The organism is Janthinobacterium sp. SUN120 (assembly GCF_030397735.1).
Lineage (GTDB): Bacteria > Pseudomonadota > Gammaproteobacteria > Burkholderiales > Burkholderiaceae_D > Janthinobacterium > Janthinobacterium kumbetense.
The window spans coordinates 1-11,930 of sequence record NZ_JAPUBW010000005.1 but is presented as its reverse complement, the minus strand read 5'-3'; the positions used below and the strand labels follow the sequence as shown (position 1 = coordinate 11,930).

Sequence of the window (11,930 nt, the reverse complement as noted above, 5' to 3'; positions counted from 1 at the left end):
CATGAAAGTGCTGCTCTTTCACATCGGACGCGACCGCTATGGCCTGCCCCTGGCCGGCATCGTGCGCGTCTTGCCGCTGCTGGAGCTCAAACAGTTGCCGCTCACGCCAGACTACGTGGCCGGCCTGATGGACTTGCACGGCACGCCCGTGCCCGTGATCGACCTGTCGCGCCTGGCCGGGCTGCCGGCCGCCGCCGCGCAATTCGACACGCGCATCGTCATCGTCGACTACCGCGCGCCTGGCGGCGCCACGCATGCGCTGGGCTTGCTGACCACGCAGGTGCGCGGCATCGCCGACATCGCGGCGGACCAGCTCGAGGATAGCGGCGTGGCCACGGCGCCCTTCCTGGGCCAGGTGGCCAGCGACGCCGACGGCATCGTGCAGCTGGTGGAACTCGAACACCTGCTGCCGCCGGACGTGCGCGCGCTGCTGTTTCAAGACGCGGGCGCGGCATGACGGCACAAGCCCTGCTGCGCCGCGCGACCGGCCTGTCCGTTTCCAAAGCCGTGGCCGAGCGGGCCGTCGGCCAGCGCATGGAGCAAACGGGCTTCAGCGATAGCGAAGCCTACCTGCAAGCGCTCACGCCGGCCGAAATGACGCAATTGATCGAGCTGGTGGTGGTGCCGGAATCGTGGCTGTTCCGCGACCCGCAGGCCTTCTACGCCACCGTCGAACTGGTGCAGGAACGCTGGGCGCGGGGGCGCGCCACGCGCATCCTGTCGGTCCCGTGCGCGGGCGGCGAGGAACCGTATTCGATGGCCATGGCGCTGCGCGACGGCGGCGTGCCAAAACAGGCGTTCAGCATCGACGCGTATGACCTGAGCCCCGGCTGCATCGAGCGGGCGCAAGCCGGCGTGTATGGCCGCAACGCCTTCCGCGCGCAGGACGTGGCCTTCCGCGAGCGCTATTTCACGCACGTGGCCGACGACGCCTACCGCATCATCGACTCCTTGCGCGAGCAAGTCACCTTCAGGCAGGGCAATCTGCTGCAATTCGACACCGCCACCTACAGCCGCCATTACGACGTCATCTTCTGCCGCAACCTCTTGATTTACTTCGACAAGCCGACGACGCGCGCGGCCATCCACAACCTGTCCGCCCTGCTGGCCGACGACGGCATGCTGCTGGCCGGCTATGCGGAAGTGCCGTCGTTCTGCCAGAACGGCTTTGCGCCGCTGCAGTTCCGCCAGGCCTTCGCCCTGAAGAAGGAAACGGCGGCGCCGGCCAGCCCCCTGCAAGTGGCGCCGCTGCCGGCAGCGCGCCCCCTGCGCAGCGTACCGCCCGCGCCAAGGCGCGCTGCCGCTGCCGCCCCTGCCGCCGCGACAGCGCCGCGCACGCGCCCCGTGTCCGTGCCATCGCCATCGCCATCGCCGGCGCCGGCGCCGGCCGCGCAAGCCGATTTGCTGGCCGAAGCGCGCCTGCTGGCCGACCGTGGCCAGTTGCGCGAAGCGGGCGAAAAATGCCACGCCCACCTGGCGCGCGTGCCCGAGGCGGCGGAAGCGTATTTCATGCTGGGCATCATCAATGAACTGGCCGGCAAGATGGACCTGGCCGACGATTACTGGCGCCGCTGCATCTACCTGCAACCCGACCATTACGAGGCGCTGTGCCACCTGTCGCTGCTGGCCGAACGCAATGGCAACCACACGGCCGCCGCCACCCTGAAGGCGCGCGCGGCGCGCATCTACCAGCGCCGCCAGGCGTCCAACTAAGGGGCAAGCATGACCAACCTCATCGCCACCGAGTCCCCCGACGCCATCGACGACTGCTGGAACCATATCGGCGTGGTCGGCGACCAGAGCTGCCCCAGGCTGCCGGCCAACGTGCATTGCCGTAACTGCGACGTGTATGCGGGCGCCGCCCAGCGCAACCTGCAGCGGCCCGTGGATGAACACTACCAGCGCGACTGGGCCAGCCACTTCCGCCAGATCGATGCGGGCGGCGAAGTGCGCGACAGCTCGGCGCTGGTATTTCGCATCGGCCGCGAATGGCTGGCGCTGCCCACGCGCGTGTTCGACTCCGTGGCGCCGCAGGCCAAGCCGCATGTGCTGCCGCACCGCGGCGGGCGCGGCCTGGCGGGCATCGTCAATATCGGCGGCAAGCTGTATCCGTGCATGTCGCTGGCACACTTGCTGGGCATCGACGAACAGGGCGCGCCGGCGGCGCGCGGCCGCCACACCTTTGCGCGCCTGCTGCTGATGCGCTGGGAAGAACAGGCTTACGCGCTGCCCGTGGCCGACCTGCACGGCATCGTGCGCTATGCATCGAGCACCGTGCAAGCGCCGGCGGCCACCATCAACAAGGGCCTGTCGCGCTATCTGTCCGGCGTCATCACCGAGGGCGACATGCGCATCGGCTGCCTCGACACGGCGCTGATCGGCTTTCAACTTGCGAGACTATTACGATGAGCCAGGACCAGCACGGCGACCTGAGTGCCTTTTCCATGCTGGACCTGTTCCGCATGGAGGCGGACAGCCAGACCCAGATCCTCACCGACGGCTTGCTGGCCATGGAGCGTCATGCGGGCGATGCGGCCGCCGTCGAAGCGATGATGCGCGCGGCGCACTCGATCAAGGGCGCCGCCGCCATCGTCGGCCTGCAAGTGGTGGTGCAGCTGGCGCACGGCATGGAAGACAGCTTTGTCGCCGCCCAGCACGGCCGCCTGAAACTCACGCCGGAGCGGGTCGACGTGCTGCTGTCGGGCGTCGACCTGATCGTGCAGCTGTCGCGCCTGGACGACGCAGGCGCCGAAGCGTGGCTGGCCGCCAATGCGGCGCAGATCGACCAGACCCTGAACGCCATCGCCGGCATCGCCGACCTGCCCGAATTGCCTGCCCTGCCCCCGGCGCCCGTGCCAGCGCCGGCAGCGGCGGCGCCACAGGCTCCCGTGGCGGGAGAGGACGCGGAAGCGGAAGCGGAAGCGGCAGAAGCTGCCGCGCCCGCGCCGCGTACAGGTGCCGCACCGGCCAAGGCCCAGGCGCAGAATTTCGACAAACTGCTGTCGCTGGCCAGCGAATCGCGCATCAATGCGCACCAGATGCACCCGTTCATCGGTGCCTTGCAGCGCTTCAAGCGCAACCAGAGCAGCCTGTTTTCCGCCATCGAGCATTTGCACGAAGCCATTGCCCGCTCGGGCGACGCGGGCCTGATGGAAAAATCCCTGCTGGCGCTGCAAAAGACGCAGCCCCTGAAGCAGTTCATGCTCGAGCACATCGCCGACATCGAAACCTATGAGCGGCGCTTGCTGGCCGTCTCGCAAGGCATGGTCGACGAAGTGCTGGCGCTGCGCATGCGCCCTTTCCGCGACGGCATCCACGCCTTCCCGCGCATGGTGCGCGACCTGGCGCGCAGCCTGGGCAAGGAAGTGCAGCTGGAGATCGAAGGCGAAGACACCCTGGTCGACCGCGACATCCTGGCGAAGATCGAAAGCCCGCTGAACCACATGCTGCGCAATGCCATCGACCATGGCATGGAAGGCCCGTACGAGCGCATCGACGCGGGCAAGGAAGCGCTGGGCACGATACGCATGGAAGCGCGCCACCGTGCCGGCATGCTGAGCATCGAAATCAGCGACGACGGGCGCGGCGTCGACCTGGAAAAGATCCGCCAGTCCGTCATCGAGCGCAAGATGGCCAGCCCCGCCATGGCCGCCGCGCTGTCGCCGGGCGAGCTGTTGGAATTCCTGTTCCTGCCCGCCTTCAGCCTGAAGGCGACGGCCAATCAATTGTCCGGACGCGGCGTGGGCCTGGACATCGTGCACGAGACGATACGCCAGCAAAACGGCACCGTGCGCCTGGAATCGGAGCCGGGCCGGGGGTTCCGCGCCCTCATCACCCTGCCGCTGACGCAATCGATCGTGCGCGCGCTGGTGATCGATATCCAGGGCGAAGCCTACGCCATCCCCATCGTCAAGGTGGAAAGCGTGGTGCGCGTGCCGCAGGCGGCCATCCATACCCTGGAAAACAAGCAGTTCTTCGAACTCAAGGGCGAGCATCTGGGCCTGGTCTCGGCGGCGCAGGTGCTGGAACTGGGCGAAGCGGCCAACCAGGCCGAGGACTTGCCGGTGGTGGTGATCGGGCGCGGCAAGCAAAGCTATGCCCTGGTGGTCGACGCCATCCGCGGCGAGCAAAGCCTGGCGGTGCAGGCCATCGATCCGATCTTCGGCAAGATGCGCGACATTTCCGCCGCCGCCCTGCTCGATGACGGCGAGCCGGTGCTGATCCTCGACGTGCCCGACCTGCTGCTGTCGATCGACAAGCTGCTGCACGAAGGCGGCCTGCACCAGCTGGCGCAGGCGGGCCACGCGCAGCAGCGCCGCGCCAAGCGCATCCTCGTCGTCGACGATTCGCTGACGGTGCGCGAGATGGAGCGCAAGCTGCTGCTGGCGCGCGGTTTTGAGGTCGACGTGGCCATCGACGGCATCGACGGCTGGAACGTCGTGCGCAGCGGCGAATACGACCTGGTGATCACCGACGTCGACATGCCGCGCATGGACGGCATCGAGCTGGTTTCGCTGATCAAGAAGGACTTGCACCTGCACAAGCTGCCGGTGATGATCGTCTCGTACAAGGACCGCCCGGAAGACCGCGCGCGCGGCCTGTCCGCCGGCGCCGACTATTACCTGACCAAAGGCAGCTTCCACGACGAGACCTTGCTCGACGCGGTGGCCGACCTGATAGGAGATGCCCGCTTATGAGTTGTACTTCATGAAAATTGCCATTGCCAACGATGTCGCCATGGCCGCCGAGGCCCTGCGCCGCGTGGTGGCCAGCACGCAGGAACACCAGGTACTGTGGATCGCCCGCACGGGGCTCGAAGCCGTGCGCATGTGCGAGGGCAACCGTCCCGACCTGATCCTGATGGATCTGAACATGCCGGAGATGGATGGCGTTGAGGCGACGCGCCTGATCATGGAGCAAAGCCCGTGCGCCATCCTGGTGGTCACGGGACGCCCGCAAGACAATGTCAACCAGGTCTTCCGCGCGCTGGGCGCTGGCGCGCTCGACGTCACGGCCACCCCCGTGCTGCAGGGACAAGTGGGCGGCGACAGCGAACTGCTGGCCAAGATCAAGACCATCGGCAAGCTGATACGCCACAGCGCCGAAACGCCGCCGCCGCGCCAGGCGAACGGCAATGGCGGCGAACGGGCTGACGGGCAAGTTACCACGCTGGTGGCCATCGGCGCCTCGACGGGCGGCCCTTCGGCCGTGGCCAAGGTGCTGTCCGGCTGGACGGCGCCGCCCGGCTGCGCCATCGTGGTGGTGCAGCATATCGATGAAACCTTCGCCTCGCACTTCGCCAAATGGCTCGATGACCAGCTCAGCATGCCCGCGCGCGTGATCGTCGAAGGCGATGAACTGGTGTCCGGCACGGTACTGATCGCCAAAACCAATGATCACTTGCTGCTAGATCAAAATTATCGTTTGGGTTACGATGCAGCACCACGCGAGTATGTTTACCGCCCGTCCGTCGATGTCTTCTTCAACTGCGTGGCGCAGCACTGGCGCGGCGACGCCATCGGTGTATTGCTCACAGGCATGGGACGTGACGGCGGCGATGGCTTGCTGGCCATGCGCCGTGCCGGCAAGACGACCATCGCGCAAGACCAGGCCAGCAGTGCCGTGTACGGCATGCCGCGCGCGGCGGCCGAACTCGATGCGGCGCAGCACATCCTGCCCCTGGATAGAATAGGCGCCAGCCTGCGCAGCCGCCTGGGCGCCAAACTCAACAATGGGTGGGAGCCCTCCCCTAACATCTGAAAAGAATGCAATGCCAGAATTCTCCTCCAGTTTCAGCCAGCATGAGCCCGCATTGACCGAATTCAAGGTCAGCGTGCTGCTGGTGGACGACCAGTTGATCATTGCCGAGGCAGTACGGCGCATGCTCAGCGACCAGCAGGATATCGAATTTCATTACGTGACCGACGCCACGCAGGCGCTGGACACGGCGCTGCGTTTGCAACCGACCGTCATCCTGCAAGACCTGGTAATGCCAGGCATCGACGGCTTCGCCCTGATCCAGCTGTACCGCGAAAACGAGGCGCTCGCGCATGTGCCGGTGATCGTGATGTCGGCCAAGGATGACCCGAAACTGAAGGCGCACAGCTTTGCCGTCGGCGCCAACGATTATGTGGTGAAATTGCCGGACCGCCTGGAGCTGCTGGCGCGCATACGCTACCATTCCAACGCGCACATCAGCCGCCTGCAGCGCGACCAGGCTTTTCGTTTCCTGCGAGAAAGTCAAAAGAACCTGGCCGACGCGAATATTGAATTACAGAAACTCGCCGCCCTCGATGGCTTGACGGGCATCGCCAACCGCCGCCGCTTCGATGAAACCTTGCAATTCGAATGGCAGCGTGGCCAGCGCGACAAGACGCCGTTGAGCTTGCTGTTTTGCGATATCGACCATTTTAAAAGCTATAACGACCACTTCGGCCACCTGGCGGGCGACCTGTGCCTGAAAAAAGTCGCCGCCGTGCTGACGGAACATTTGAAGCGCCCGGCCGACCTGGCCGCCCGCTACGGCGGCGAAGAGTTCGCCCTGATCCTGCCGGAAACGGAGGCTGCAGGGGCCCTGCTGATCGCCGAAGCGTGCCGGCGCCACCTGGAAGGCTTGCAGATCGAAAATCCAGCGGCAAGCACGGGCATCGTCACCATCTCGATCGGCGTGGCCACCATCGTGCCCTCGCCGGACTCGACGGTCGAGCAATTGATCAACCGCGCCGACCAGGCCCTGTACGCGGCCAAGCGCGGCGGACGCAACAGCGTGCTGAGCGCCGCTGACGTCCAGGACTGATTTTTAACAGCAAGGAAAGTGAAGCATGAGCACACAACTGGACAATGTCAGCGTCGTCAAGAAGTCGAATATCTACTTTGACGGCAAATGCGTCTCGCACAACGTCATCCTGGCCGATGGCACGAAGAAAAGCGTGGGCGTGATTTTCGCGTCATCGTTGCGCTTCAATACGGGCGCGCCGGAAATCATGGAAATCGTCAGCGGCCTGTGCAAGGTACGCCTGGCCGATGCGACGGAGTGGAACAGCTATGGCGCGGGCACGCAATTCAAGGTGCCGGGCAATAGTTATTTTGATATTGAAACTGTCGAAACCGTAGATTACGTCTGCCACTTCGGCTGATCCACGCAGAAAAAACGTCCATGGCTGCGTTGCCCTGAACATTTTTTCAAGCGCGGATTGACTATTTAGACAAACACAGGCTCGGGCGACAGGCGCACGCCATATTTCGCCTCTACATCATCCTGTATCGCTGCCGCCAGCCGGGTAATGTCCGCGCCACGAGCGCCGCCATTATTCACCAGAACCAGCGCCTGCTTGGGATACACTCCCGCGGGCCCCAGGTTTTTCCCCTTCCAGCCGCACTGATCGATCAGCCAGCCGGCCGCCAGCTTTTCCGTGCCATCGGGCTGCGCATGGTGTACCAAGGTGGGGAAACGTTCCAACAAGGCAAGACATTGCTCTCGTGACACCACGGGATTCTTGAAGAAGCTGCCCGCATTGCCTATGACAGCCGGATCCGGCAATTTTCTCCGGCGGATCGCCATCACCGTGTCGGCCACCTGTTGGGGGGTCGGCTCGGCAATATTGCGCTCGGCCACGGCCTGCGCCAGTTCCGCATAGCGCAAGTTCGGTTGCCACTCGGCCGGCAAGGCAAACGTGACTTCCAGCACGATCAGTTCGCGGCCGTCCGCCTGCTTGAAGATACTGTCGCGGTAAGCGAAACGGCAGGCATCGCGGTCCATGTCGAAGACGATGCCGCTGCCACTGTGCATGACGCTCACGCTGTACAGATAATCCTTGATTTCAACGCCATACGCGCCAATATTCTGGATAGGCGCCGCGCCCACCGTGCCGGGAATCAGGGACAGGTTTTCCAGCCCGCCCACGCCTTGCGCCAGGGTCCACTGCACGAAATCGTGCCAGTTTTCGCCGGCTGCGGCAGTGACGAGTATCGTCTCGAAATCCGCCTGCGCCAGGCGCATGCCGCGCGTGGCCATGTGCAGCACGGCGCCGGGAAAGTCGCCCGTCAGCACGATGTTGCTGCCGCCGCCCAGTATCAGGCGCGGCATGGCGGACAGGGCGGGATCTTGCAGCGCGGCGTGCAATTCGGCCTGCGAGGTGATGCGTACGTAGGCGGCCGCATTGGCCGCGATGCCGAAGGTATTCAGGCGTTGGAGGGAGTAATTGTGTTCGATGGTGAGCTCTGCAGACATGGGATCGGGAAATTTTGCTCGATTATAGAGCGAAAGCGACAAAAAACCACCTCAGGACAAGGGCGACTTGCCCGTTGTCCGTTAAAATGTCGCATCTTTAACAGGGCCGTCCCATGGCGCAGAATCAGCCGCCAAGGCCCAGCGCGCCGAGCGTGCGCTCGCTTTAACAAGAAAAGGAACAGACCATGCCGTCATTTGATGTAGTCTCCGAAGCCGATATGATCGAAGTCAAGAATGCAGTCGAGCAATCCAACAAGGAAATCACGACCCGCTTCGACTTCAAGGGCAGCGACGCCCGCGTCGAACACAAGGAAAACGAGTTGACCGCGTTCGCGGACTCGGAATTCCAGCTCAGCCAGGTGCGCGACGTGCTGACCAACAAATTGACCAAACGCAAGGTCGATGTGCGCTTCCTCGACGAAGGCGACATCAAGAAGATCGGCGGCGACAAGGTCAAGCAGATCATCAAGATCAAGAATGGCATCGAATCGGATGATGCCAAGAAAATCGTGCGCGTCATCAAGGACAGCAAGATGAAAGTGCAAGCGAGCATCCAGGGCGAAGCCGTGCGCGTCACGGGCGCCAAGCGCGACGACCTGCAGGCGGCCATGGCCATGCTGCGCAAGGATGTACCCGACATGCCGCTGGAATTTAACAATTTCCGCGATTAATTTCGATGATGCGCACGCTGCGGCCTGCGCTTGCACCGGCATGGCGGCAAGCTGCCTCGGAGCGCCCGCGCGCTTGGGGTAGAATTGAAGCTGCGCACAGCTACATGCGCCCGCGCGCCTGACCGGCAGCGGGCTTGACCGTACATCTGGCTCAGTGATAACCACGGTAGTCTAAGGATAGCAATGAAACGTGTTGATGATTTCCGCCTGCGATTTGGCAAAAAAGAATATGTGCCCATCATGATAGGCGGAATGGGTGTGGATATTTCCACGTCGGAGCTGGCCCTGGAAGCGGCCCGGCTGAACGGTATCGGGCATATCTCCGATGCCATGGTGGAAGACGTGTCGGATCGCCGTTTCGACACCACCTTCGTCAAAGACAAGACGAAACTGTACAAGTTCAACATCAATAACAGCGACAAGGCCGTGGTGCAGTTCGACCTGGGCCGCCTGGCGGAAGCGCAGCGCCTGCATATCGGCCGCACCATGGAAGCGAAAAAAGGCGATGGCTTGATCTTCGTCAATTGCATGGAAAAGCTGACGATGAACGGCCCCCGCGAAACCTTGCGCGTGCGACTCAATGCGGCGCTGGACGCGGGTATCGACGGCATCACCCTGTCTGCCGGCTTGCACTTCGGTTCGTTCGCCTTGATGGCCGACCATCCGCGTTTCCGTGATGCCAAGCTGGGCATCATCGTCTCGTCCGTACGCGCCTTGCAGATTTTCCTGCGCAAGAACGCCAAGCTGGACCGTTTGCCCGACTTCATCATCGTCGAGGGACCATTGGCCGGCGGCCACCTGGGCTTCGGCATGGACTGGGCCAATTACGACCTGCACACGATCACGGCGGAACTGCTGGCCTACCTGAAGGCCGAACAGCTGGACATCCCGCTGATCGCCGCTGGCGGCATCTTCACGGGCAGCGATGCCGTTTCCTTCCTGGAAGCGGGCGCGGCTGGCGTGCAAGTGGCGACGCGCTTTACCGTCACCAAGGAATGCGGCTTGCCAAACAAGGTCAAGCAGGAATACTACAAGGCCTCGGAAGAAGACATCATCGTCAATGGCGTTTCGCCGACCGGTTACCCGATGCGCATGCTGAAGAACACGCCCGCCATCGGCGCCGGCATCCGTCCAGGCTGCGAATCGTATGGCTACCTGCTCGACGCGACGGGCAACTGCGCGTACATCAACTCGTACAACCGCGAAGTCGCGGCCCATCCGGAGCAAAAAACCGTCGTCGTGATGGACAAGACTTGCCTGTGCACGCACATGCGCAACTTCAACTGCTGGACCTGCGGCCATTACACGTATCGCCTGAAGGACACCACGCATAAGCTCGACAACGGCGAGTACCAGATCCTGACGGCCGAACACGTCTTCAAGGATTACCAGTTCAGCGTCGACAACCAGATCGCCCTGCCGGAAAAAGAAATCCTGGTAGCAAGCTGAATCTTGCCAACCTGAAATAAAAATGGCGCAGCCTGCGAAGGCTGCGCCATTTTTTTATGCGGGGAACATGTCCCGCAAGGCCCGTTCGATCACGTCAAAGCTGGGCCGCTGCAATGCTTCTTCCTGCAGGCAATCTTCCATCATGACGTGCAGGGCCGGCAAAGGCGTCGCACAATGCGCGATCAGTTCGCCCAGCAGCACGCCAAAGGCGCGCGCCTCTATGCCCTGCAACACGTCCCCGTGCGACGAGCCCGGCGCAAACATGGACGCCGCGCCAAAGTCGCCCAGCAGGCAGGCGCCGGCATCCGCATGCAGGATATTGTGGGCATACAGGTCGCCGTGCACGATACCGTGCGCATGCAACTGGCGCACGGCCGAGGCGATGCCATGGGCAATGGCCAGCGTTTGCGGAATATCAAAGCGCGCGCCATCGGCATACACATCGCGCGTACACGATTCCAGGCTCGGCGGTCCGGCCAGGTTGCGGAAGGCCGCGTCAACGAGCGGCATGACAAGTCCCAGCGCTCCTTGCGGATGTGCATCGAGCGTCCCGAGGATGGGAATCAGGCCCGGATGGGCACCGGCGCCGACGCAAGCGGCCATTTCACTGCGCGGCAAGCCATCGCTGGTCATGGCCCCCTTGAACACTTTGACGGCGACCTCATCGGCGCCATCCAGGCGGGCACGGTAAATCACGCCCGATGCCCCCTCGCCCAGCTGCTGCGCCAATACCAGGCGCTGCCACGCCACGCCCACTGCGGCTGAACCGGCCAGGGCCGCCAGTTCCCGCGCTTCCGTGTAGGGATTGCCCGCGTACGCGAGCCAGCTCAGGCGTGGCAGGGACAGCAGACAGTCGGGCAGCGCCGTGAAACGATTGGCGGCGATGCGCACCAGTTCCAGCCGGCGGCAGTTCGCCAAGGAAGCGGGCAAGCTGTCCAGGCAATTTCCCGCCAACATGAGTTTCTGCAATTGTCCGCACTTGCCCAGTTCCTCCGGCAAGGCTTCGATGGCATTGTCGGTCAGGGTCAGCCAGCGCAGCCTGGATGGCAAGGCTGCGGCCGGCACGTGGCGTATCCGGTTCGCCTTGAAACCAATCATTTCCAGCGCAGGACAGGAACCGAGCACGGCCGGCAAGCTGGTGAACAGGTTGTTCGAGCAAAAAATGATGCGCAGCTTGTGCAGGCGTGGCAAATCGTCGGGAAGCGTGGCAAGCGCATTGCCGGACAGGTCGAGGATTTCCAGGCTGTCGGCGAGGTCGAAGATTTCGCGAGGGAATGCCGTCAAGCCGCAGGACAGCGTCAGACGGCGCAGGCCGGCCAGTTGGCCAGCGCGTAATTGCTCCAGTGTATGCACAGCAGACAAGATATTCCTTTCAAGCTAGCACGCGATCGATGCCATGCATAAAATCATTGGACGTAAAAAAACCCCAACCGGATCACCGGAAGGGGTTTTTTCGCATAACAAGCCTGACGATAACCTACTTTCACACTGGTTGCAGCACTATCATCGGCGCAAAGTTGTTTCACGGTCCTGTTCGGGATGGGAAGGGGTGGGACCAACTTGCTATGGTCATCAGGCAT

The 11,930-nt window shown here is 63.3% G+C and carries 11 protein-coding genes and 1 rRNA gene; 9 read left to right on the top strand and 3 right to left on the bottom strand.

Annotation, left to right across the window (positions count from 1 at the left end; genetic code table 11):
• Position 1 precedes the first annotated feature (1 nt).
• From O0879_RS22625 to O0879_RS22595, 7 genes are read left to right on the top strand one after another with little or no spacing between them, the layout of a single operon-like run.
• Positions 2–457: a chemotaxis protein CheW gene (locus O0879_RS22625; RefSeq protein WP_289918871.1), complete on the top strand. Its 456-nt coding sequence runs from the start codon at positions 2–4 to the stop codon at positions 455–457.
• Positions 454–1,713: a protein-glutamate O-methyltransferase CheR gene (locus O0879_RS22620; protein ID WP_289918870.1), complete on the top strand. Its 1,260-nt coding sequence runs from the start codon at positions 454–456 to the stop codon at positions 1,711–1,713. The genes O0879_RS22625 and O0879_RS22620 overlap by 4 nt, the downstream gene beginning before the upstream one ends.
• A 9-nt stretch (positions 1,714–1,722) precedes the next feature.
• On the top strand, positions 1,723–2,409 hold the full coding sequence (locus O0879_RS22615) for a chemotaxis protein CheW (protein WP_099665022.1): 687 nt from the start codon (positions 1,723–1,725) through the stop codon (positions 2,407–2,409).
• The gene (locus O0879_RS22610) at positions 2,406–4,697 is read left to right on the top strand and encodes a hybrid sensor histidine kinase/response regulator (RefSeq protein ID WP_289918869.1); all 2,292 of its coding nucleotides are present in this window, start codon (positions 2,406–2,408) and stop codon (positions 4,695–4,697) included. The genes O0879_RS22615 and O0879_RS22610 overlap by 4 nt, the downstream gene beginning before the upstream one ends.
• 10 nt (positions 4,698–4,707) lie before the next feature.
• The gene (gene cheB / locus O0879_RS22605) at positions 4,708–5,760 is read left to right on the top strand and encodes a chemotaxis-specific protein-glutamate methyltransferase CheB (RefSeq protein WP_099668186.1); all 1,053 of its coding nucleotides are present in this window, start codon (positions 4,708–4,710) and stop codon (positions 5,758–5,760) included.
• A 10-nt stretch (positions 5,761–5,770) separates the two neighbouring features.
• Positions 5,771–6,796 (top strand): diguanylate cyclase, encoded by a 1,026-nt coding sequence (locus tag O0879_RS22600; RefSeq protein WP_289918868.1) that lies wholly within the window; start codon positions 5,771–5,773, stop codon positions 6,794–6,796.
• A 25-nt stretch (positions 6,797–6,821) separates the two neighbouring features.
• A complete protein-coding gene (locus O0879_RS22595) occupies positions 6,822–7,136 on the top strand; it encodes a pyrimidine/purine nucleoside phosphorylase (protein ID WP_251350949.1) in 315 nt (104 codons plus the stop codon).
• A 65-nt stretch (positions 7,137–7,201) separates the two neighbouring features.
• On the opposite strand, the gene murB is transcribed toward O0879_RS22595, so the two are convergent.
• Positions 7,202–8,230, bottom strand: coding sequence for a UDP-N-acetylmuramate dehydrogenase (murB, locus tag O0879_RS22590; RefSeq protein WP_289918867.1), 1,029 nt, complete (start codon positions 8,228–8,230; stop codon positions 7,202–7,204).
• Between the two features lie 185 nt (positions 8,231–8,415).
• On the opposite strand from murB, the gene O0879_RS22585 reads away from it, so the two are divergent.
• Entirely contained in the window at positions 8,416–8,901 is a 486-nt protein-coding gene (locus O0879_RS22585) for a YajQ family cyclic di-GMP-binding protein (protein WP_034759416.1), read from the top strand.
• Between the two features lie 183 nt (positions 8,902–9,084).
• On the top strand, positions 9,085–10,350 hold the full coding sequence (locus O0879_RS22580; protein WP_070277935.1) for a nitronate monooxygenase: 1,266 nt from the start codon (positions 9,085–9,087) through the stop codon (positions 10,348–10,350).
• A 54-nt stretch (positions 10,351–10,404) separates the two neighbouring features.
• On the opposite strand, the gene O0879_RS22575 is transcribed toward O0879_RS22580, so the two are convergent.
• Positions 10,405–11,703 (bottom strand): leucine-rich repeat-containing protein kinase family protein, encoded by a 1,299-nt coding sequence (locus O0879_RS22575; RefSeq protein WP_289919211.1) that lies wholly within the window; start codon positions 11,701–11,703, stop codon positions 10,405–10,407.
• Positions 11,704–11,814: 111 nt separating this feature from the next.
• Positions 11,815–11,927: ribosomal RNA gene (rrf, locus tag O0879_RS22570) — 5S ribosomal RNA — on the bottom strand.
• Between the last annotated feature and the right edge of the window lie 3 nt (positions 11,928–11,930).

Coding starts and splice junctions, on each gene's coding strand:
- O0879_RS22625 (WP_289918871.1), top strand. CDS start 2: ATGAAAGTGCTGCTCTTTCACATCGGACGCGACCGCTATGGCCTGCCC.
- O0879_RS22620 (WP_289918870.1), top strand. CDS start 454: ATGACGGCACAAGCCCTGCTGCGCCGCGCGACCGGCCTGTCCGTTTCC.
- O0879_RS22615 (WP_099665022.1), top strand. CDS start 1,723: ATGACCAACCTCATCGCCACCGAGTCCCCCGACGCCATCGACGACTGC.
- O0879_RS22610 (WP_289918869.1), top strand. CDS start 2,406: ATGAGCCAGGACCAGCACGGCGACCTGAGTGCCTTTTCCATGCTGGAC.
- cheB (WP_099668186.1), top strand. CDS start 4,708: ATGAAAATTGCCATTGCCAACGATGTCGCCATGGCCGCCGAGGCCCTG.
- O0879_RS22600 (WP_289918868.1), top strand. CDS start 5,771: ATGCCAGAATTCTCCTCCAGTTTCAGCCAGCATGAGCCCGCATTGACC.
- O0879_RS22595 (WP_251350949.1), top strand. CDS start 6,822: ATGAGCACACAACTGGACAATGTCAGCGTCGTCAAGAAGTCGAATATC.
- murB (WP_289918867.1), bottom strand. CDS start 8,230: ATGTCTGCAGAGCTCACCATCGAACACAATTACTCCCTCCAACGCCTG.
- O0879_RS22585 (WP_034759416.1), top strand. CDS start 8,416: ATGCCGTCATTTGATGTAGTCTCCGAAGCCGATATGATCGAAGTCAAG.
- O0879_RS22580 (WP_070277935.1), top strand. CDS start 9,085: ATGAAACGTGTTGATGATTTCCGCCTGCGATTTGGCAAAAAAGAATAT.